The organism is Sagittula sp. P11, from assembly GCF_002814095.1.
GTDB lineage: Bacteria > Pseudomonadota > Alphaproteobacteria > Rhodobacterales > Rhodobacteraceae > Sagittula.
This window is the reverse complement of record NZ_CP021913.1, coordinates 2,467,857-2,487,529: the sequence shown is the minus strand read 5'-3', so window position 1 is coordinate 2,487,529 and position 19,673 is coordinate 2,467,857. Positions and strand designations below refer to the sequence as shown.

At 67.2% G+C, this 19,673-nt stretch carries 20 protein-coding genes and 1 riboswitch; of the genes, 8 read left to right on the top strand and 12 right to left on the bottom strand.

The genetic code is table 11. The annotated features are described in order from the left end of the window. Positions 1–5 precede the first annotated feature (5 nt). Positions 6–323 carry an antibiotic biosynthesis monooxygenase gene (locus CDO87_RS11985; protein WP_100928989.1) on the bottom strand — a complete coding sequence of 106 codons (318 nt, stop codon included), beginning with the start codon at positions 321–323 and terminating at the stop codon, positions 6–8. 189 nt (positions 324–512) lie between these two features. Between CDO87_RS11985 and CDO87_RS11980 the strand changes: the two genes are divergently transcribed. Further along, entirely contained in the window at positions 513–1,220 is a 708-nt protein-coding gene (locus CDO87_RS11980) for a DUF484 family protein (RefSeq protein ID WP_100928988.1), read from the top strand. 89 nt (positions 1,221–1,309) lie between these two features. Beyond that, a complete protein-coding gene (locus CDO87_RS11975) occupies positions 1,310–2,236 on the top strand; it encodes a tyrosine recombinase XerC (protein WP_100928987.1) in 927 nt (308 codons plus the stop codon). Between the two features lie 2 nt (positions 2,237–2,238). Here CDO87_RS11975 and CDO87_RS11970 read toward each other — a convergent pair whose 3' ends face one another. Beyond that, positions 2,239–2,826: a ferric reductase-like transmembrane domain-containing protein gene (locus CDO87_RS11970; RefSeq protein WP_100928986.1), complete on the bottom strand. Its 588-nt coding sequence runs from the start codon at positions 2,824–2,826 to the stop codon at positions 2,239–2,241. A 13-nt stretch (positions 2,827–2,839) separates the two neighbouring features. Further along, complete coding sequence (locus CDO87_RS11965) at positions 2,840–3,334, bottom strand: twin-arginine translocation pathway signal (protein ID WP_100928985.1); 495 nt, start codon at positions 3,332–3,334, stop codon at positions 2,840–2,842. A gap of 509 nt (positions 3,335–3,843) precedes the next feature. On the opposite strand from CDO87_RS11965, the gene CDO87_RS11960 reads away from it, so the two are divergent. Next, positions 3,844–4,449, top strand: coding sequence for a glutathione S-transferase (locus CDO87_RS11960; protein ID WP_100928984.1), 606 nt, complete (start codon positions 3,844–3,846; stop codon positions 4,447–4,449). Between the two features lie 128 nt (positions 4,450–4,577). Here the strand turns inward: CDO87_RS11960 and CDO87_RS11955 are convergent, their stop codons facing one another. After that, positions 4,578–5,231: an outer membrane protein gene (locus CDO87_RS11955; RefSeq protein ID WP_100928983.1), complete on the bottom strand. Its 654-nt coding sequence runs from the start codon at positions 5,229–5,231 to the stop codon at positions 4,578–4,580. Positions 5,232–5,462: 231 nt separating this feature from the next. On the opposite strand from CDO87_RS11955, the gene petA reads away from it, so the two are divergent. From petA to CDO87_RS11935, 4 genes are all read left to right on the top strand, one after another. Next, on the top strand, positions 5,463–6,059 hold the full coding sequence (petA, locus tag CDO87_RS11950) for a ubiquinol-cytochrome c reductase iron-sulfur subunit (RefSeq protein WP_100928982.1): 597 nt from the start codon (positions 5,463–5,465) through the stop codon (positions 6,057–6,059). Between the two features lie 12 nt (positions 6,060–6,071). Continuing rightward, a complete protein-coding gene (gene petB, locus CDO87_RS11945) occupies positions 6,072–7,418 on the top strand; it encodes a cytochrome b (protein WP_100928981.1) in 1,347 nt (448 codons plus the stop codon). Between the two features lie 20 nt (positions 7,419–7,438). Beyond that, entirely contained in the window at positions 7,439–8,284 is an 846-nt protein-coding gene (locus CDO87_RS11940; RefSeq protein WP_100928980.1) for a cytochrome c1, read from the top strand. Positions 8,285–8,421: 137 nt separating this feature from the next. Further along, positions 8,422–9,342 (top strand): PLP-dependent cysteine synthase family protein, encoded by a 921-nt coding sequence (locus tag CDO87_RS11935; RefSeq protein WP_100928979.1) that lies wholly within the window; start codon positions 8,422–8,424, stop codon positions 9,340–9,342. Here CDO87_RS11935 and CDO87_RS11930 read toward each other — a convergent pair. The 4 genes from CDO87_RS11930 to CDO87_RS11915 all read right to left on the bottom strand — a co-directional run bounded on the left by CDO87_RS11930 (position 9,332) and on the right by CDO87_RS11915 (position 13,063). Continuing rightward, on the bottom strand, positions 9,332–9,841 hold the full coding sequence (locus CDO87_RS11930) for a DUF6653 family protein (protein ID WP_254698084.1): 510 nt from the start codon (positions 9,839–9,841) through the stop codon (positions 9,332–9,334). The two genes, CDO87_RS11935 and CDO87_RS11930, sit on opposite strands and share 11 nt — an antisense overlap. Before the next feature lie 63 nt (positions 9,842–9,904). Then, the gene (locus CDO87_RS11925; RefSeq protein ID WP_373418409.1) at positions 9,905–10,603 is read right to left on the bottom strand and encodes an ATP-binding cassette domain-containing protein; all 699 of its coding nucleotides are present in this window, start codon (positions 10,601–10,603) and stop codon (positions 9,905–9,907) included. After that, positions 10,590–12,101: a hypothetical protein gene (locus CDO87_RS11920; protein WP_100928976.1), complete on the bottom strand. Its 1,512-nt coding sequence runs from the start codon at positions 12,099–12,101 to the stop codon at positions 10,590–10,592. Before CDO87_RS11920 ends, CDO87_RS11925 begins: the two co-directional genes overlap by 14 nt. Continuing rightward, on the bottom strand, positions 12,077–13,063 hold the full coding sequence (locus CDO87_RS11915; protein WP_100930943.1) for a thiamine ABC transporter substrate binding subunit: 987 nt from the start codon (positions 13,061–13,063) through the stop codon (positions 12,077–12,079). Before CDO87_RS11915 ends, CDO87_RS11920 begins: the two co-directional genes overlap by 25 nt. Positions 13,064–13,103: 40 nt before the next feature. Then, positions 13,104–13,214: riboswitch (TPP riboswitch) on the bottom strand. Positions 13,215–13,305: 91 nt separating this feature from the next. Here CDO87_RS11915 and aroC point away from each other — a divergent pair. Further along, a complete protein-coding gene (gene aroC / locus CDO87_RS11910; protein WP_100928975.1) occupies positions 13,306–14,409 on the top strand; it encodes a chorismate synthase in 1,104 nt (367 codons plus the stop codon). A 9-nt stretch (positions 14,410–14,418) separates the two neighbouring features. Here the strand turns inward: aroC and CDO87_RS11905 are convergent, their stop codons facing one another. The 4 genes from CDO87_RS11905 to CDO87_RS11890 form a co-directional block, all read right to left on the bottom strand. Further along, complete coding sequence (locus CDO87_RS11905; protein WP_100928974.1) at positions 14,419–16,545, bottom strand: methyl-accepting chemotaxis protein; 2,127 nt, start codon at positions 16,543–16,545, stop codon at positions 14,419–14,421. A 134-nt stretch (positions 16,546–16,679) separates the two neighbouring features. Then, a complete protein-coding gene (locus CDO87_RS11900) occupies positions 16,680–17,573 on the bottom strand; it encodes a DMT family transporter (protein ID WP_100928973.1) in 894 nt (297 codons plus the stop codon). A gap of 139 nt (positions 17,574–17,712) precedes the next feature. Beyond that, on the bottom strand, positions 17,713–18,372 hold the full coding sequence (locus tag CDO87_RS11895) for a cupin domain-containing protein (RefSeq protein WP_198521706.1): 660 nt from the start codon (positions 18,370–18,372) through the stop codon (positions 17,713–17,715). Positions 18,373–18,520: 148 nt separating this feature from the next. Beyond that, positions 18,521–19,618: a site-specific DNA-methyltransferase gene (locus tag CDO87_RS11890; RefSeq protein WP_100928972.1), complete on the bottom strand. Its 1,098-nt coding sequence runs from the start codon at positions 19,616–19,618 to the stop codon at positions 18,521–18,523. Between the last annotated feature and the right edge of the window lie 55 nt (positions 19,619–19,673).

The following is a 19,673-nucleotide window of genomic DNA, read 5'->3' as shown; positions in this document are numbered from 1 at the left end:
AAAGGTCAGAACGTCGCCGCCACCTCGTAAAGCACCGGCTCGAAGCTGCGGCAGAGCGTGTTGAACCGCTTGTTGTGCGCGCGCATCTCCTCCGACCGCAGCATCTTGAGAAAGTCCTCGCGGTGCCGCCACTGGGAATAGTTGGCGATCCGCGTCTGCGCGTCGTTGACGTGCAGCGCCGCCGCAACGAACCCCGGCTGCTTCGAGATGAAGCCCGCATAGGCCTCCCTCAGGGCGTCCAGCAGGTCCTCGCAATTGCCGGGGCTGGTCTCGAACGTGGTGATGACCGTCTGGCGGTCGGTGGTCTGTCTGATCTCGGGCATGGGTGTGGTCCTCCTGCCCCCAGCTTTGCACAGCACGCGCCGTGTCCCAAGTGTCCCGTCACCCGGTTAACACCCCGGATTATCCCTTAAAATCTTGACAGCGGCGGCGCCCTTGGGACACAAAACCTCCAATCCATCAAAACCGGCGCGGCAAACGCGCCACGGGCAGCATCACGGGACAGGCACAGCATGAGCAGCATTGCACGAATCGAGGAGTCGCTCCGCGAGACGATCATTTCGCGGCCCGACATGATCCTCGACGACAAGGATCTCATGCACGCCCTGATCGCGGCGAACGAACGGGCCATGGGCGGCAACATCGTCGACCTGCGCGGCATCGCCATGGAACGGCTCGAGGCCCGGCTCGACCGGCTCGAGGACACGCACCGCTCCGTCATCGCCGCCGCCTACGAGAACCTCGCAGGCACCAACCAGATCCACCGCGCGATCCTGCGCATGCTCGACCCGCTGGAATTCGAGCCCTTCCTCAAGGACCTCGGCGGCGAGGTCGCGCAGATCCTGCGCGTCGACGTCATCAAGCTGGTCCTCGAAAGCAAGCAGAACGACCGCGAGCCGGTGATCCGCCGCCTGGGCGAGGTGCTGTCGGTCGCCGAACCGGGCTTTGTCGAGGATTTCATCGCCTCGGGCCGAGAGGCACCGATCCGTGCGGTCACGCTTCGTCAGGTCAGCCACGGCGACGGCCGGGTCTACGGCACCCGGGCAGAGTTCATCCGGTCCGAAGCCTGCCTGAAACTCGACTTCGGCCCCGGCCGCCTGCCCGGCCTCTTGGTCATGGGTTCCGAGGACCCGCACCAGTTCACGCCGCAGCAGGGCACCGACCTGCTCGCCTTCTTCGCGGGCGTCTTCGAACGCTCCATGCGGCGCTGGCTGAACTGACCGCACCGCGGGCGCACATCGCCCGCACGACCACAGGCGCTGCCAGCCTGACCACAGTACCCCGGGGGACAGATGCGAAAGGCAGCGCCATGACGCTCGAGATTTCACCCGCCGCCCGCACCGCGCTCGCCGACTGGCTCGAACACGCCAAGGCGCTGCGCGATGCCTCCAACAACACGATCACCGCCTACCGCGCGGATGTCGTCGACTTCATCGCCTTCCTCACCCAGCATCACGCGGAACCGCAGGGCCTCGCCCCGCTGGCGCGCGTCACCACCGCCGACATGCGCGCATGGATGGCCCACCTGCGGCGCACCCAGATCAGTTCGCGCTCCATGGCGCGCAAACTTTCGGCGGTAAAGACCTTCTACCGCTGGCTCTCGGAACGCGAGGGCTTCGAACCGACCGCCGTGCTCGCCACCCGCGCGCCGAAGTTCCAGAAGAAGCTCCCCCGCCCGCTGTCCGAGGACGCCGCCCGCGCCATGATCGACACGGTAGAGCTTCAGTCCACAACAAGCTGGCAGGGCGCCCGAGACGCCGCCGTGGTCACGCTGCTCTACGGCTGCGGCCTGCGGATATCCGAGGCGCTCTCGCTCACCGGGCGCCATTTGCCGCTGACCGACAGCCTGCGCATCGTCGGCAAAGGCAACAAGGAACGCATCGTCCCGGTCCTGCCCGTCGCCCGCCGCGCGGTCGAGACCTATCTCAGCCTCTGCCCGTATCCGCCGGAACGGGACCTCGCGCTGTTCCGGGGTGCACGCGGCGGCCCGCTGAACGCGCGCCTGATCGCCAAGGTCACCGAACAGGCCCGGATGCAGCTTGGCCTGCCCGCCACGGCCACGCCGCACGCCATGCGCCACAGCTTTGCCACGCACCTGCTGCACGCGGGCGGCGACCTGCGCGCGATCCAGGAACTGCTGGGCCACGCCAGCCTCTCGACCACGCAGGCCTATACCGCCGTCGATCAGGTCCACCTGATGAAGATCTACGATGCCTGCCATCCCAAGGCGGGCTGATCCTAGCGCGCCACCAGCCGCCACACCCTAAGCCGCATCAGCACCCGCAGCAGCACCGCCACGGTGACGGCGCACAGCGCCACCTTCGACAGGGTGCCCATGGTCCCCTCGATCAGCAGGGCGTGCACGACGCTGCCCGTGACGATCGCCAGCGCCAGCGCGGAATGGCCCAGCCGCCAGCCCCGCGCGCTCAGCCGGTCGCGCAGTAGCGCCAGAACCGCCGTGGCGAACAGCGCCCACATCGCCACCACGCCCCAGGGCGAAAACGGCGTGGGCGACGTGAAGGTCAGCGCATCCACCATGTCCGGCGGCGAAGTCACCCACAACCCGCCCACGTGGATCAATACGGCCACCAGCAGCGCGGCACCCGTCCAGCGGTGCACCCGCCGCCCCGCCTGCATCCGCACGCCGGGCAGCAGACCGCCCGCCAGCAGCGGCTGGGCCAGCACCAGCAGCATCGCCACGATCCCGGCAAAGCCCGCGGCGATGTAGACCGGTTGCCGCCATTGAAGCAGGGGGCTGAACGCCGCCTCGAGGATCGCGGCCACTGCGATCAGGCCCAGCCCGCCCCAGATCAGGTATCGTATCATGGAAAGGCGCGCGTCACGCCGGTTGCAGCACGAAGTCGGCGGTCAGGCTCGTCTCCTCTGCGCTGCGCATCACCGGCCGCAGGAACACCGTCTCGAAATCGCCGCTGTCATAGGCGAGGTGCCCGTGCGCCTGGCCGAAGGCCGGCACGATCTGCGGCATGTCCATCCGGAAAACGCCGTTTTCGTCGGTCAGCGTGGCGCCGTGGCTTTGGGGATCGCGCTCGTGGCCTTCGGTGGTGTGCGCCCAGATCTGGATGCGCACGCCTTTCAGCGGCGCGCCGTCCCCGGCCCGGCGCACCGTGCCGGACATCAGGAAACCGCCCCCGCCGATCCGCTCGACTATGGGCGCGCCGGGACGGTAGTTGTTCGCCCCGCCGCGCATCGACGGGGTCGGCGCGACACCCGCCGCGCGGGCGGGCACGCTCAGGCCGGACACCAGTCCGGCGGCTCCGGTCAGGATCAGGCTGCGGCGGGTCATCGGGCCGAAAGCCCTGGGGCGGGGGGTCATGGCGGTGCCTCCTGTCGGTCGGTGCGGCCGCGCGGCAGACGCGCGGCCCGCGTGTGTCACCTCTGCAAGGGAGTATGGGTCATTCCGCGCCGAAGGGAACGGGTCCCGCGCCGATCCAACGCCATCGTGAAGGTGGCGTGGCCCGCGCCTTGGGCGGCGTTCAGGGGCTTTCCGGGGCAGGTTAACAGGAAAAATCGCCGCGCAACGGTTTTGCGGCGGCCGAATCTGCCAAAGGTTAACAACCGGCCGGGAATCGGGGTCCAATCGGCCGGTTCGTCCCTTAATGCCCCGGGGCCATCGGTAAACTTCCGTTAAACCGTTGTGGTGGGCTGTGTCCGCTGCCGCCAAATGCTGTGGCTGTCCGCACCGTGCGCCCCGTTACCCCGGCGGGCGCCGCATTAACCGGCAAGACCCCGGCAGGGCGGGTTAACGCCATGCCGCGCGGAGGCCCTTGAGACCCCGGGGGCGCTCTGCCAATCATGGGCGCAGGCAATTTGCGGAGAACCCCCATGAAACTTCTGAAGCACGGCCCGTCGCCGTTTGTGCGCAAGGTCGTCGTGACCCTGCACGAGACAGGACAGATCGGGGATGTCGAACAGATCGACGTGGTGGCCTCTCCCATGGCGCCGGACCCGGCCCTGACCTCCGCCAACCCGGTGGGCAAGATCCCCGCCCTGATCCGCGAAAACGCCCCCGCGCTCTACGACAGCCGGGTGATCTGCCGCTATCTCGACGCCAAGGCCGGGGCAAACCTTTATCCCGAAAGCAGAATCTGGGACACGTTGACGCTCGAGGCGACCGCCGACGGCATCCTCGAAGCCGCCCTCCTCATCATCTACGAGGAACGTTTCCGCTCGCCCGAGAACGCGTCGATGGAGTGGATCGAAGGCCAGTGGGGCAAGGTCTCCCGCGCCCTCGACGCTCTGGAAACCCGCTGGATGAGCCACCTGAACGGCCCCCTCGACATGGGCCAGATCGCCGTCGGCTGCGCGCTGGGCTACCTCGACTTCCGCCATGACGTCCGCGGCTGGCGCACCGGCCACGACGCGCTGGCCCAGTGGTACGCCCGCTTCTCCGAACGCGAGTCGATGAAGGCCACGCAGCCCACCGCCTGACCGGCGGTACGGATCGGAGGGCGGGGCTGCGCGCCGCCTTGCAGGCCCGTTAGGTCATGTGAAAGCTGTTGGAAAGAAACGGGATTTTCGTAGGGCGGGGCTATGCGCCGCCCGCCCTTCGAAATCCTTCAGAACTTCATCGAGATGCCGACGTTCAGCGCGTTCGTCTTGATGTCGGTCTCGAAGGTGCCGCCCTCGTCGAACTCACCTTCGTTCGACGAATAGGTGAACTGGTATTCCCCGAAGACGGAGAACCGGTCGTTGATCGGATAGCTCGCACCCGCCATCAACCGCGCCGCCGGGCCGGTCACCTGGAACCCGTAGGTCCGCGAGCCGGAGTCGTGCTTGGCATCGACATGCGGGAAAGCCACACCCAGACCGCCGCCGACATAGGGTGTTGTCTTGCCCCACAGCTCCGGCCAGCGCTTCATCACGTTGACCGTCGCCACGTTGTGCCCATCGGTGAACTCCAACCGCGAAAAGCCGAGCGCATCCATCGTGTCGTCGGGCGCATAGGCCTTGGTGTGGGTGTATTCGACGCCGAAGCCCAGGTTATCGGCCCGCCACCACGTGGCGCGTGCACCGTAATAGGGCGGCATTTCAAAGGGTTTGCCTTCCCAGCCGACCAGCTCGTCATACGATCCGCCGCCGTTGGGCAGGTCGCCCGAAATGCGGCTGTGCGGGAGGGTCTGCCACCCCAGGTAAAAGGACAACTCGGTTTCGGCCGCTGCCGGGGCAGCCATTGCGCAGGACAACCCCGCGGCGAGAATCAGACGCTTCATGGGGTGTTCTCCCTCTGCTCGGGTCCTCATCTAAACCCCTGAAAGCGGGCTTTCAACCGCGACACATGCGCACGAACGGCAATCTGTGGCTTTTGCACGCTTTACCACCTGAAAGGTGACGGGTAGATACCGCTCTGAAATGTACGGGAGAGTCGACCGACTCGTTCCCTTCATTGGACGTATCTCGGCCGGAGGGCGCTTCCTCGGGCCCGAAACAAGGGAGCGACAATCGTGTCTCACGCAGACGATCATGATGCCACCCGCAGGGACTTCCTCTACTACGCCGCTGCCGGCGCCGGGGCCGTCACAGCGGGCGCCGCGGTCTGGCCGCTGGTCAACCAGATGAACCCCTCCGCCGACGTGCGGGCGCTGTCGACCATCCGCGTCGACGTGTCCGGCGTGGCTCCGGGCTCGCAGCTGACGGTGAAATGGCTGGGCAAGCCGGTCTTCATCCGCCACCGCACCGAAGCGGAAATCGAGCGGGCCAAGGCGCAGGACGAGGAATTTGCGGCAGGCGTCAGCGTCGTCGATCCGCTGGCCCGGAACGAGAACATCGATCCGAACGCTCCCGCGACGGACATGAACCGCACGATGCCGAGCCCCGAGGGTTCGGACGAGGCCGCCGAGAGCTGGCTGGTGCAGATGGGCGTCTGCACCCACCTGGGCTGCGTGCCGCTTGGCGACTCCGGCGATTTCGGCGGCTGGTTCTGCCCCTGCCACGGGTCGCACTACGACCTGTCGGGCCGGATCCGCAAAGGCCCCGCACCGCAGAACCTGCACATCCCGCCGACCTCCTGGGTCGATGGCACCACCATTCTGCTGGGTTAAGGAGCGCGCACCATGGCTGGAATCCCGCACGATCATTACGAGCCGAAGACCGGCGCCGAGCGTTGGGTGCATTCGCGCCTGCCGATCATCGGCCTGCTCTACGACACCATCATGATCCCGACCCCCAAGAACCTCAACTGGATGTGGATCTGGGGCATCATCCTGACCTTCTGCCTCGTTCTGCAGATCGCCACCGGCGTCATCCTCGTGATGCACTACACGCCGCATGTCGACCTGGCCTTCGCCTCGGTCGAGCACATCATGCGCAACGTGAACGGCGGCCACTTCATCCGCTACCTGCACATGAACGGCGCATCGCTGTTCTTCGTCGCGGTCTACGCGCACATCTTCCGCGGTCTCTACTACGGCTCCTACAAGGCCCCGCGCGAGATCACGTGGATCATCGGCATGCTGATCTACCTCTGCATGATGGGCACCGCCTTCATGGGCTACGTTCTGCCCTGGGGTCAGATGTCCTTCTGGGGTGCGACCGTGATCACCGGCCTGTTCGGCGCCATCCCGTTCATCGGTGAGCCGATCCAGACCTGGCTGCTGGGCGGACCCGCCGTGGACAACGCCACGCTGAACCGCTTCTTCTCGCTGCACTACCTGCTGCCCTTCGTGATCGCCGCCCTCGTGGCCGTGCACATCTGGGCGTTCCACACCACGGGCAACAACAACCCGACCGGTGTCGAGGTGCGTCGCGGGTCGAAGGCCGAAGCGCAGAAAGACACCGTTCCCTTCTGGCCGTACTACGTGATCAAGGACCTGTTCGCCCTTGCGGTGATCCTGGCCGTGTTCTTCGCCATCGTCGGCTTCATGCCGAACTACCTTGGCCACCCGGACAACTACATCGAGGCGAACCCGCTCTCGACGCCCGCGCACATCGTGCCGGAATGGTACTTCCTGCCGTTCTACGCCATCCTGCGCGCGTTCACGTCCGAGGTCTGGGTCGTTCAAATCGCCAGCTTCATCACCGGCGGCATCGTCGATGCGAAGTTCTTCGGCGTGCTGGCGATGTTCGGCGCGATCCTCGCGATGGCACTGGCACCCTGGCTCGACACCTCCTCCGTGCGCTCGGGCAAGTACCGCCCGATGTTCAAGTGGTGGTTCTGGCTGCTGGTGATCGACTTCATGGCGCTGATGTGGCTCGGTGCGATGCCGGCAGAGGAGCCCTACGCCTCCTTCTCGCTGATCGCCTCGGCCTACTGGTTCGCGTACTTCCTCGTCATCCTGCCGCTGCTTGGCGTGATCGAGAAGCCGCTTCCGCGCCCGACGACCATCGAAGAGGATTTCGACGCGCACTACCCGCCGAAATCCGACACTTCCGGCCAAACCGCCAACGCTCCGGCGGAATGACCTCGAAAGGATCGCAAGAGATGTTCAAGAAGCTCACCTTCGCGGCCCTGACGGCCATCGGTCTTGCCTCCGGCGCACATGCCGCCGGGGGAGAGTCCCACGTCGAGGACTTCGCGTTCTCCTTCGAAGGCCCCTTCGGCGCCTACGATCAGATGCAGCTCCAGCGCGGCCTCAAGGTCTACACGGAGATCTGCTCGGCCTGCCACGGCCTGCAGTACGTGCCGATCCGTGACCTGTCGGCGCTCGGCTACAACGAGGACCAGGTCTTCGCCTATGCCGAGAACTTCCAGGTCTGGGACGAGGAACTGGCCGATGGCGACGGCGATTTCCGTCCCGCCCGTCCCGCGGACAACTTCCCGCGTGTCACGTCGGCCGGCGCACCCGACCTGTCGCTGATGGCGAAGGCACGGGCAGGTTTCCACGGTCCCTACGGCCTCGGCATCAACCAGTTCCTCAAGGGCATGGGCGGCGCGGAATACATCGCCTCGCTGCTGACCGGCTACCACGAAGCACCGGAATGTGCGCCCGAGGACTTCTCCGGCAGCTACAACACGGTCTTCACCGCGGGCGGCTACCCGGCAGAGTGCCTCGACGAGGAAGGCAACCACACCGTTCCGGGCAGCTGGATCGGCATGGCGCAGCCGCTCTACGGCGAGGACGTCGACTTTGACGACGGCCACTCCAACTCCCTGCACCACGAGGCGCAGGACGTCGCGGCCTTCCTGATGTGGGCGGCGGAACCGAAGATGATGGCCCGCAAGGAAGCAGGCTTCATCGGCGTGTTCTTCCTGATCATCATGTCCGCGCTGCTCTACCTCGTGAACAAGCGCATCTGGGCACCGATCAAGCGCAAGCCGCACGCCTGATCCTGATCGGACAGTGAAACGGAAAGCCCCGCCCCAACCGGCGGGGCTTTCTGCTTTTGGAGCGGTGCGCCGCCTGTGGCCCTTTGCCTCCGCCCGCGCGACCCGTTACCCATCGGGAAACCACGAAAGGCCCGCCCATGCCCGTCTCCGTCCTCGACCTCATCGGCAACACCCCCCTTGTCGAGTTGACGCGCTGCCATGAGGGGCCGGGGCGTATCCTGGCCAAGGCGGAGTTCCTGATGCCCGGCGGCAGCGTCAAGGACCGCGCCGCGCTGGCCATCCTGCGCGCCGCCCGCGCCGACGGACGCCTGCAGCCCGGTATGCCGGTGGTGGAGATGACCTCCGGCAACATGGGTGCCGGTCTGGCCGTCGTCTGCGCCGCCCTCGGCCATCCATTCATCGCGACCATGTCGGCCGGTAACAGCCCCGCCCGTGCCCGCATGATGGAGGGCCTTGGCGCGCGTGTCGTGCTGGTGCCGCAGGTCGACGGCGTCCCCGGGCAGGTCACGGGCGCCGATGTCGCCGCCGCCGCGGAAGAGGCGCAGCGCCTCGCCACCATCGAAGGCGCCTTCTACGTCGACCAGTTCAACGCGACCGAGGGCATCGCCGCCCACGAGATCACCGGCGCCGAGATCCTCGCCCAGGCAGACGGCCCGGTGGATGCCTTCGTCGCGGCGGTGGGCACCGGGTCCACATACGTTGGCATCGCGAAGGCGCTGAAAGCCGCGAACCCCGCGACCCTTTGCGCGCCGGTCGAACCGGAAGGGAGCGAACCGCTCGCAGGCAAACCCGTGGTGAAGACCCGGCACATGCTGCAGGGCACCGGCTACGGCCTCGTGCCGCCACACTGGGACGCGACGCTGATGAACTTCGGGATGACCGTCACCGACGCAGAGGTCACCGACTGGCACCGCCGCCTCGCCGCGCAGGAGGGGCTCTACGTGGGCTACTCCGCCGCAGCCAATGTCTGCGCGGCGGCCAAGCTGCTGGCGTCGGGCCGTCTCGCGCGCGACGCGACCGTGGTAACGGTGCTCTGCGACACGGGTCTCAAATACTGACCGTCTCCCGCCCCGCTGCCTGCAGATCGCGGCGGGCGCGCACCATCACGTCCATCAGCCACAGCTTGCCGCCCATGGCGAGGACAAGGCCCGCCAGCGTCAAGGCGACGTTCAGCCAGACCAGCCCGACGATCAGCACCACGCTCCCGATGCCGCTGGCCCCGGTCAGAAGGCGCACCATGGTCCAATGATGCGCCACCTCCGGCGCGTCGCCCTGCGCCAGCCAGTCCCGCTCACCCAGCACGGCCTGCGTCATCCAGGCGTCCGTTGTCCGGGGCACCGGGAACAGCCGAGGGTTCAGCCAGACCCACAGCAGCACGGCGGCGACCGGCAGCAGCGCCCAAGCTCCGATCCACACACGGCTCCAGATCGCCAGCGCCAGCAGCGGCAGGATCGTGACGCGCGACCACGCGCTCCACGGGTTGGCATGGCGCGCCCATGTGGCCTCGTCCATGCCCATCACCCGCTCGGAAAGCCGGAATGAAGTCCGTCTGTGCATGCTCTCACCCCCGCACCTTAGTTGGCCCGAGGATAACCGGACCGGCAACGGCACAGGAACCCCTCACTCCCCGAGGTAGTCCCGGAACGCGGGCGGCGGCGCGGCAAAGAAGGCATCCGTCGCGACCGGCGCATGCACCCTACCGTCCGCCACCAGCACGACCTCCTCGGCAAAGGCGCGCGCATCGCCCGGGTCGTGCGTGACCATGATCGTCAGCGCGCCAAGGCTTGCGCCAACCTCGCCCACCAGCGCCAGCATCTCGCGCTTGAGGCCGGGACCGAGCGCGGCGAAAGGTTCGTCCAGCAGAAGGATCGGCCGGGCCATGAGCAGTACGCGCGCAAGGGCTGCCCGCGATTGCTGCCCGCCCGACAGCGTGCCGGGCTTGCGCGCCGCCATGCCCTCCAGCCCTACGCGCCGCAGCGCCTCTTCGATGCGCGCGGTGTCCTCCGGGCCGGGGCGCCGCCCGTCCGGGCGCAGCGCCAGCCCGAGGTTCCGACCCACGTCGAGATGCGGGAAGAGGTTGCCGTCTTGGAAGAGGATAGACACCGGGCGCTTCTCGGGCGGCACCGTCGTCAGGTCGCGCCCGTCCCAAAGTATGCAGCCGCTCCGTGCCGTCCGGAACCCGGCCAAGAGGTCGAGCAGAGTGGACTTGCCCGCGCCGGACGGCCCCAGCACAGCCACACGCCGCCCCGGCGACAATGACAGATCGGCCGACAGCGTGGTGCCATCCATGTCGGCGTGCAGTGCTTCAAGCGTCAGCAAGGCGCCCTCCCCGGTCGAGCATGACAAACGCGCCAAGGCTGAGCCCCAGCAACAACAGGGCCGCGCCCGCCGCAGCCTCCATCTGGTAGGATCCCATCAGCCGGTAGACCTGCAGCGGCAGCGTCGCCCGGTCCGGGTCCGCGAAAAGCGCGATGACCCCCAGGTCGCCCATCGCCAAGGCCGCCACCAGCCCCGACGCGAACCCCAGCGGACGGCGCAGGCGGGGCAGCCAGACCAGCCACCACCACGCGAACCCCGTCATGCCCAGCGAGGCGCGCAGTCGGCCAAAGCCGGATTCCACCGCCTCTGCCTGCGGGACGATGATCCGCAGCGCGAAGGGCAGCCCCATCAGCGCATTGACCAGCGCCGTCACCGGCAGTGCCATGCTGAAAGGGTTGACGAAGGGCCGCAGCATCAGGAACAGCCCGGTGCCCAGCACCAGCGGCGACACGGCGATGGCCGCCAGCGCCAGCAGCTCTCCGCGCCGGTTGGCGAGCGCCATGGCCCAGGCCATGCACAGCACGGTGGAGGCCAGCGCCACGGCGATCGAATGACCCGCCGCGCGGAAGGTGTCCGGCCCCAGCAGCAGCAAGCCGGGCGCCCCCCGTGTCAGGACGGTGCCCAGCGGCACCAGCAGGAAAAGCGCCGCCGCCACGATCCAGGCGTAGTCCACACCCCGGACCCACCCCCTGCCGTCGCTGCGCGGCACGATGCGGTCGCGGCCCACGCCGAACCCTTCGCCCCGCGCGATCTTCAGCGCCGCCAGCCCGGCGACCAGACCAAGTGCCAGTTGCACCAGCGCCAGGACCGACGCCCGCCCGAGGTCGAAATCGAAGCGCATCGCCTGGTAGATCGCCAGCTCGACGGTCGTCGCACGCGGTCCGCCGCCAAGCGTCAGCGCCACGGCAAAAGAGGTCAGGCAGATCACGAAGATCACCACGAAGGCGCCCGGCGCGACGCGCAGCACGACCGGCGCGTCGATCACCCGCCACATCGCTCCGCGCGACAGGCCGAGCGAGGCCGCAAGGCGCAGCCGCTCTCCCGGCACCGCCTGCCAGCCGTTCAGCAGCATCCGGACGGCGAGCGGCAGATTGAAGAACACATGCGCCAGCACCACGCCATGGAACCCGTAGACATCGACCAATGGCAGGCCGAGGACACCCAGCAGGCCGTTCACCAGTCCGTTCCGGCCGAAGACCGCGATCAGGCCCATCACCGCAACGATCACCGGCAGGATGAACGGCGCCCCCATCAGCGCGACCAGCGCCGCACGTCCGGGAAAGCGTTGCCGCATCAGCGCCCGCGCCACCGGAACGGCCAAGGCCACGCTGACCGCCGCCGAGATCGCGGCCTGCACAAGCGTGAAGCGCAGCGCGGCGAGGTCGCCGGGCGCAAGCGCACCCAGCCCCCCGGCCCGCAGCAGCACAACCGCGACCGGCCCCAGCGTCAGCGATGCAAGGGCCGCGCCCGCGATCAGCGGGAGAGCGCGCGCCGCCATTCCTCGATAGCCTCGTCCCTGAGCGCCGCGGCCTCGTCCTCGGAATAGAAGATCACCTCTTCCGGCAGGTCGAGCTGCTGGAACCCTTCCGGCCACTCGTCTTGCGGCAGGGCAGCCGGGATCGACCAGTTGCCGGTCGCGATCATCGACTGGAAGTCGTGGCTGAGGATGAAGTCCATGAACTGCTGCGCCAGCTCCGGCTGGTCGCTGCCCGCGACCTTGACCGCCAGTTCGACCATGAAGTAATGGCCCTCGGGGAAGATCGCCGCCTTCTTCGTCTCGTCGCCCTCGGCAATGATGTGATAGGCGGGCGAAGTCGTGTAGCTGAGCACCATGTCGGCCTCGCCATCGGTGAACAGCCCGTAGCTTTCCGACCAGCCCTTCGTCACGGTGACGATGTTCGGCGCCAGCGCCTCCCAGAAGGTGCCAGCCTCGTCGCCGTAGACCGACTTGATCCACAGGACCAGCGCAAGGCCGGAGATCGAGGTGCGCGGGTCCTGGATGACGATGCGCACGCCTTCGGGCAGCGTCTCCATCGCTTCGAGCGAGGCCGGCGGCTCCATCTTCGTGGCGTCGTAGACAAACGCCGTGTGCCCGTAGTTGAACGGCAGGAAGACCTCGTCGGTCCAGTCCAGCGGCAGGGTCAGCGGCGACAGGTCGACCCCGTGCGGCGCGAAGAGGCCGCTTTCCCGCGCCTTCTGCGTGACATCGGTGTTCAGGCCGATCACCACGTCGGCTTCGGTCCGGTCGCCTTCAAGCATGATGCGGGGCAGCAGCTCGCCCGGCTTGAACTGCAGGTCGCAGCCGCACTGGGCCTCGAACAGTTCCTCGATCTTCGGGCCCGGGCCCCACTCCGAGACGAAGTAGTCCGGGGCATAAACAGTCAGAACCTCCTGCGCAGCGGCAGCCGTGACGGCGCCGGTGGCAAGAAACAATCCCGCTGCAAAAGTGAAGGTCTTCATCATCTTCCTCCAAGTTTCGCTCACGAGAGGGCAAGATTCGGAGTCAGACCGATACCTTCCCTCCGCCGGTGCTAACCGGTTCAGGTTCAACGGGTTGATGCGGCTACGCAAATCTCAGGCGGATCGTGCTCCGCCACCCCGAGGTAGGGCGGACCCTAGGGCTGTGCGCTCCGGCTGGCAAGGCGAAACCCCTTGAGCGCCCGCGCGCCCTGCCCTAGGACACCGCCCAAAGGAGACCGCCCATGAGCCTCAACACCTTCGGCCATATCTTCCGCGTCACGACATGGGGCGAAAGCCACGGCCCCGCGCTGGGGGCAACCGTCGACGGCGTGCCGCCGGGGGTGGAGATCGACGAGGCGATGCTTCAGCGCTGGCTGGACAAGCGCAAGCCCGGGCAGAACAAGTACACCACGCAGCGGCGCGAACCGGACGCCGTGCGCATCCTGTCGGGCACGTTCGAGGGGCGCACCACCGGCACGCCCGTCCAGCTGATGATCGAGAACACCGACCAGCGGTCGAAGGACTATGGCGACATCGCGCAGAAGTTCCGGCCCGGTCACGCCGACATTACCTATTTCCAGAAGTACGGCATTCGCGACTATCGCGGCGGCGGCCGGTCCTCCGCGCGGGAGACGGCCGCGCGCGTGGCGGCGGGCGGTCTGGCACGGGCGGCGCTGAACGCCTTGGCCCCGGATGTGGAGATCCGCGGCTACATGGTGCAGATGGGCCCGCGGAAGGCGGACCCCGCCCGCTACGACGATGCGCAGATCGAGCAGAACCCGTTCTGGTGTCCGGACGCCGAGACGGCGGAAGACTGGGCGGGCTACCTCGACGACCTGCGCAAGTCCGGTGACAGCGTCGGTGCAGTGATCGAGGTCGTGGCACGCGGTGTGCCCGCGGGTCTCGGGGCGCCGGTCTACGGCAAGCTCGACACCGATCTGGCCGCCGCGATGATGTCGATCAACGCGGTGAAGGGCGTCGAGATCGGCGAGGGCATGGCAGCGGCGGCGCTGACCGGATCCCAGAACGCCGACGAGATCTTCATGTCCAACACCGGGCCGCGCTACAGTTCGAACCACGCGGGCGGCATCCTTGGCGGCATCTCGACCGGACAGGAGATCGTCGTGCGCTTCGCGGTGAAGCCGACCTCGTCGATCCTGACGCCGCGCAAGACCATCACGCTGACCGGCGAGGAGACGGAGATCGTCACGAAGGGCCGTCACGACCCTTGCGTCGGCATCCGCGCGGTCCCGGTGGGCGAGGCCATGATGGCCTGCGTCATCCTCGACCACCTGCTGCTGCACCGTGGCCAGATCGGCGACGCGGGCGGACGTATCGGCGGCTGAACGGCCGGATCAGAACTCGTCCCAGCTGACCGGGCCGGAGGCGGCAGAGGCCACCTTTTTCGGTGCGGGGGACCGAGCCGCGGCGGGCGCGTTGACCGCCACCTTTTCTTCTTGGACTTCGACCGGGCGGGGATCGACGTTCTCCCCCTCCCAGCTGCCATGCAGCAGGCGTTCTTTCTGTTCGGCAGAGGTCCCGTCGTCGGCCCTGTCACGGCCACGAGATGCGCCGCCCTTTGCGCCTGACGTGCCCGCACCGGCGTCCGCTGTGTCATCGGAGCTTACGGCCTCAGACTTGATGGCAGGGCGACGGGCCCCGGTGCCAACCCGGGTCTCCAAAGGGGTCTCAAGCGTGAAATCCATTCCGAAGAGTTCCGGCACACCCGGCGGGACGGAGGTGGATGCGGATACTTCCGTCCCGCCAGTGAATTGCGCGAGAAGGTCGGACAGGCGCGTCGCCTCGACCGTCAGTTGCTGGCTCGATGCGCTGGTCTGGTTGACCATGGCGGCGTTGTGCTGGGTCACCTTGTCCAGTTCGGCGATGCCAACGTTGATCTCCTGAACGCCGCCCGCCTGTTCGCGCGCCATCCGTGCGATCGACGACACGAGGCCGGAGACCTCCGACACGCTGTCCACGATGTGCGACAGGGTCTGGCTGGTCTCCTGCACGAGCCGCTCGCCGTCCTCGACCTGGTCGACGCTGTTCATGACGAGCTCCTTGATCTCGCCCGCGGAGGCGGACGCGCGCTGCGCCAGTCCCCGCACTTCGGAGGCGACCACGGAGAAACCCTTGCCCGATTCGCCCGCGCGCGCCGCCTCGACCCCGGCATTGAGCGCCAGCAGGTTGGTCTGGAAGGCGATGTCGTCGATCACCGTGATGATCTGGCTGATCTGTTCTGAGCTTTTCGCGATGGAGCTCATGGCTTGCAGGGCGCGGGCCATGACTTCGCCGCCTTCCTCTGCGCGCCGCCGGCCCTCGACGACCTTTTCGTCGGCGTCCCTGGCCTTGTCCGCCGCCGATTGCACACCGCTCGACAAGGCGTCGAGGGCCGCGGCGGATTCTTCCAGCGTGGCGGCCTGCACCTCCGCCCGGCGCGACATCTCCTCCGACATGCCGGACAGCTCGGTTGCGTTGCTCCGCACGGTCTGGGTGCTGTCTCGCAGCGAAGCGACCAACGTTTCGAGCGCCTGCGCCAGGTCGTTGAAATCGCGGCACAGCTTGACGTAACTGTCGCCCAAATCCTCCCAGTCCTCCGCTTCGATCCGCTGCCCCAGCTTGCCGCCGCGCAGCTGGCTCATGGAGACACCGAGCGCCTGGAAGAGGTCGATCCTGCGCCCGTTTTCGGCCCGCGTACGCTCTTCGGCGCGTTCGGCATCGACCAGCTTTCGGCGCAGGTCCTCGAGCGCGCGGGCAATGGCGCCGACCTCGTCCCCGCGGTCGCGATCCGCGATCGGGCTGTCGTAATCGTTCCCGACCAGGCGACCGATCCGTTCCCGCGCACGCTCGATCGGCTGGGAAAGCTGGCGCCCGAAGAAATACGCGAGGAGTATGCCCACGGCGGCGGCAAAGCTGTTCGCCAGCAGGATGCGAAGTTCGGCAGACTCGAGCGTCGTTTCCGCCTCTGCACGGGCCGTGGCTGCCGCGTCGTTGATCCAGTCCATGAGGTCACCGACATGCTGCTCGGCGGTGTCGAGTTTCGGCAGGATGTCCCGGCGGATCGTGTCGAGCTGACCGAAGAGCGCCTCGCTCTGCGCCTCTTCGAAATACTGCGGGATCTGCTCCAATGCGATCCGGACGCCTTCCAGTTGCGAGCGGGCGAAGGTGTGTTTCTCCGACGGTTTGGTGAACAGCGCCTCCGCCGCGGTGAGGTTCGTCAGCGACGCGGCATAACCCTCCGCAAACGTATCCCAATTGCCGTCCGGTGCCACTCCGAACAGCAGAAGGTTGGACACGGATTCGTCGATTTCCTCCATCAGGGCATTCAGCGCCGCGCTCTCCTCGGATGTGTTGTTGCCGCTCTGGATCACGGCGCCCAGCTGGCGCTGGGTGACCCAGCCAAGTCCGGACACCGCCAGCAGCGACCCGACGAGAACCGCGGCCAGGAGGAAGATCTGCAGTCGAATGGAGAGCCGGCTCATGCTGTACCTCGCGTCGATGGCTGGCGCGCGGGGACAGAAAACTCCGCCCCACGGCCTTGGCGCGACCCTAGATGCGATGGGTAAACAAAACCTGCCGCCGGCTTCGGCAAACTGCCGTGGTTTTCGCAGGTTTTTTAGCTGTCGCGCGGCACGGGGGCAGAGGCGGCGGGCAGTTTCGCAAGCTGCACCAAGAGGATACCGCCGGCGATCACGGCCACGCCGACCAGGTCGAGCAGGCGCAGTTTCTCACCCAGCAGCGCGGCTGCGATGGCCACGCCGAGGAACGGGTTGAGGAAGTGGAAGGTCGACGCCCGGACGGTCCCGATGCGGTTGACCAGCAGCACCCAGACGAAGGTGGCCGCAAGACCGGGCACCAGCGTCGTATAGGCGAAGGCCGCGATCAGCCGCGGCGACCACGCGATTTCCGGCGTCTCGAGCGCGAGCGCAGGCACCCAGAGCACCGCGCTGCCGATCAGCATCTGCAGGCCAACGACCATCATGAAGTTCCCGCCGGAGGTCGCCCCCCGCAGCGACAGGGTGGCTACGGTCAAGGCCAGCACCCCCAGCACACAGAGTGTCACGCCGAAGAGGTCGAGCCCCCCGCCGAAACGCGCGCCCATGATGATCACCACGCCCAGCACACCGGCCACCAGCCCCAGCGCGGCCTGTCCCACCAGCTTTTCGCCCAAGAAGAGCCATCCGGCAAGCGCCACCAGAAGCGGCATGGTCGACGCGATGATCGCGGCCAGCGACGCCTCGATGGTCTGCATGGCGACGAAGTTGAGCCCGAGATAGAGCGCGTTCTGACAGGTGCCGAAAACGACGGTCGCACGCCATTGCGCCGCCGTCAGCCGCCAGCTTTGCCGCATGATCAACGCGATCACGACAGCGATGAGGCCCGAGATCAGGAACCGCAGCGCCAGTGCCGTAAGCGGCGGGGCGGCGGCGACGATGATCCGGGCGGAGGTGAAGGCAGAGGACCACATCGCCGCGAAGGCCAGTCCCATGAGTATTGCGCGCATGTCCATGGCGCCAAGGCTTAGGCCCTGCGCCGACCGAGGGAAAGGCCCGGCGCGCAGGTCCCGCGCCGGGGCGGCGCACAGCCCCGCCCTACAGGGTGTCCCGACGGTCCGTAGGGTGGGGCTATGCGCCACCCCGCGCGAAGGCTCAGACCGGAAGGTGGCCGGTCTTCACATAGAGCAGGCAACCGTCCTGCGATCCCCGGCTTTTGCCCGCGCCGTCCGGACTGCGCAGCCAAGTCCCCGCGGGACAGCGACCGGTGTCGTCCTCCAGGACGCCCTCGACCACGAAGATCTCCTCGGATGTCGCCTTGTCGGCCGTGTCCAGTCGTGCGCCCGGTGCAAACCGCACCATGCGGACCCGTTCGCCCGGCACATCGTGCAGGAGAAGCTCGCTCACCCCCGGCGCCCTGCCCGGCTGGAACTGCGCCGTCCGGGTGTCGATGACCTTCTGCTCCGTATCATTTTCGTCGAACTGGCAGAGCTTCACGAGGATCGTCGCACCTTCGGGGCCGATACGCGGCGTGTGGCGCGTGCCGATCGGATTGCGCACGTAGGTGCCCGCCGGATAGTCACCGAACTCATCGGAGAAAACGCCCTCCAGCACGAGGTATTCCTCGCCGCCGCCGTGCGTGTGGGGATCGAAGGCGCTGTTCGGGGCGAAGCGCACGATGGTGGTGGCGCGGGCTACCTCCTCGCCGATCCGGTCCAGCATCATCCGATCCACGCCGCTCGCCGGTGACGACCGCCATTCGTAATCCTCCGGACGCACCACCTCGCGCCGGGTGAAGTCCGCTCTCAACCGCATGGGCAGCCCTCCCTTTCCCGTCAGGATAACCGGACCCGCCCGCAAAAAAAGCCCCGTCTGCAGGGCAGACGGGGCAAGTCAGTGCCTGTGGCAGCCCACAGTGCACCGGCGGTGTTCTTGAATTACGGGAAACCCTCTGGGGGTGTTCTTACATCTCCGAGCGGATCTGCTGGCGCAGAACGTCGATCGGCACCGTCTTGCCGTCGCGGCGGAAATGCCAGTAGGTCCAGCCGTTGCAGGAGGGCGCGCCCTCGAGCTTGGCCCCCACCTGGTGGATGGAGCCGGTCACGCCGTCGCCCACCAGCGTGCCGTCCGCGCGCACCTTGGCCATCTGGCCACGGCCGTTGATCAGCATCTCGCCGGGCCGCAGCATGCCGCGCTCGACCAACTGGCCGAAGGGCACGCGGGGCTCTGCCCGCTTGGAGGTGCTGACCTCAAGCGCGCCCTTGTCGAAGGCGCGCACGTCACCCATGCGCTTCAGCGCGACCTCGCGGTAGGCGGATTCGCGTTCGATGCCGATCCAGTCACGGCCCAGCATCTTGGCCACGGCGCCGGTCGTGCCGGTGCCGAAGAACGGGTCCAGAACCACGTCACCCGGGTTGGTCGAGCCGACGATCACACGGTGCAGCAGCGACTGCGGCTTCTGCGTCGGATGGGCCTTGTCGCCGTTGGCGTCCTTCAGGCGTTCGCCACCGTTGCAGATCGGCAGAACCCAGTCAGAGCGCATCTGGATGCCCTCGTTCAGGGACTTCAGCGCTTCGTAGTTGAAGGTGTACTTCGCGCCTTCGGACTTCGACGCCCAGATCATCGTCTCGTGGGCGTTGGTGAAGCGCTTGCCGCGGAAGTTGGGCATCGGGTTGGCCTTGCGCCAGACCACGTCGTTCAGGATCCAGAAGCCTGCGTCCTGCAACGCCGCGCCGACCCGGAAGATGTTGTGATAGGAACCGATCACCCAGATCGCGCCATCCGGCTTGAGCAGCCGGCGCGCCGCACGCAGCCAGTCCTTGGTAAAGGCGTCATAGGCGGCGAAGTTGCTGAACTGGTCCCAATGGTCGTCCACCGCATCCACGCGGGAGTTGTCGGGACGGTGCAGCTCTCCCTTGAGCTGCAGGTTGTAAGGCGGATCCGCAAAGATCAGGTCGACAGACGCCTCCGGAAGACTGTCCATCACCTCGATACAGTCACCAGCCAATATCTGATTGATCGGGAGCGCGGCGGCGCTCTTCGCACGTGTCATCGTTGTCATTCTCTGCCTCTGTCCCCGGCGTGTTTTCACGCTCAGTTGTTGGCTTCGAATCTGA

What these genes read in the sequence shown, in the direction of transcription:
- CDO87_RS11890 (WP_100928972.1), bottom strand. Translation starts at nt 19,618, where the DNA reads ATGACAACGATGACACGTGCGAAGAGCGCCGCCGCGCTCCCGATCAAT.
- CDO87_RS11905 (WP_100928974.1), bottom strand. Translation starts at nt 16,545, where the DNA reads ATGAGCCGGCTCTCCATTCGACTGCAGATCTTCCTCCTGGCCGCGGTT.
- CDO87_RS11915 (WP_100930943.1), bottom strand. Translation starts at nt 13,063, where the DNA reads ATGAAGACCTTCACTTTTGCAGCGGGATTGTTTCTTGCCACCGGCGCC.
- CDO87_RS11895 (WP_198521706.1), bottom strand. Translation starts at nt 18,372, where the DNA reads ATGCGGTTGAGAGCGGACTTCACCCGGCGCGAGGTGGTGCGTCCGGAG.
- CDO87_RS11930 (WP_254698084.1), bottom strand. Translation starts at nt 9,841, where the DNA reads ATGCACAGACGGACTTCATTCCGGCTTTCCGAGCGGGTGATGGGCATG.
- CDO87_RS11900 (WP_100928973.1), bottom strand. Translation starts at nt 17,573, where the DNA reads ATGGACATGCGCGCAATACTCATGGGACTGGCCTTCGCGGCGATGTGG.
- CDO87_RS11975 (WP_100928987.1), top strand. Translation starts at nt 1,310, where the DNA reads ATGACGCTCGAGATTTCACCCGCCGCCCGCACCGCGCTCGCCGACTGG.
- CDO87_RS11920 (WP_100928976.1), bottom strand. Translation starts at nt 12,101, where the DNA reads ATGGCGGCGCGCGCTCTCCCGCTGATCGCGGGCGCGGCCCTTGCATCG.
- CDO87_RS11965 (WP_100928985.1), bottom strand. Translation starts at nt 3,334, where the DNA reads ATGACCCCCCGCCCCAGGGCTTTCGGCCCGATGACCCGCCGCAGCCTG.
- CDO87_RS11960 (WP_100928984.1), top strand. Translation starts at nt 3,844, where the DNA reads ATGAAACTTCTGAAGCACGGCCCGTCGCCGTTTGTGCGCAAGGTCGTC.
- CDO87_RS11955 (WP_100928983.1), bottom strand. Translation starts at nt 5,231, where the DNA reads ATGAAGCGTCTGATTCTCGCCGCGGGGTTGTCCTGCGCAATGGCTGCC.
- CDO87_RS11980 (WP_100928988.1), top strand. Translation starts at nt 513, where the DNA reads ATGAGCAGCATTGCACGAATCGAGGAGTCGCTCCGCGAGACGATCATT.
- petB (WP_100928981.1), top strand. Translation starts at nt 6,072, where the DNA reads ATGGCTGGAATCCCGCACGATCATTACGAGCCGAAGACCGGCGCCGAG.
- CDO87_RS11940 (WP_100928980.1), top strand. Translation starts at nt 7,439, where the DNA reads ATGTTCAAGAAGCTCACCTTCGCGGCCCTGACGGCCATCGGTCTTGCC.
- CDO87_RS11970 (WP_100928986.1), bottom strand. Translation starts at nt 2,826, where the DNA reads ATGATACGATACCTGATCTGGGGCGGGCTGGGCCTGATCGCAGTGGCC.
- CDO87_RS11985 (WP_100928989.1), bottom strand. Translation starts at nt 323, where the DNA reads ATGCCCGAGATCAGACAGACCACCGACCGCCAGACGGTCATCACCACG.
- CDO87_RS11935 (WP_100928979.1), top strand. Translation starts at nt 8,422, where the DNA reads ATGCCCGTCTCCGTCCTCGACCTCATCGGCAACACCCCCCTTGTCGAG.
- aroC (WP_100928975.1), top strand. Translation starts at nt 13,306, where the DNA reads ATGAGCCTCAACACCTTCGGCCATATCTTCCGCGTCACGACATGGGGC.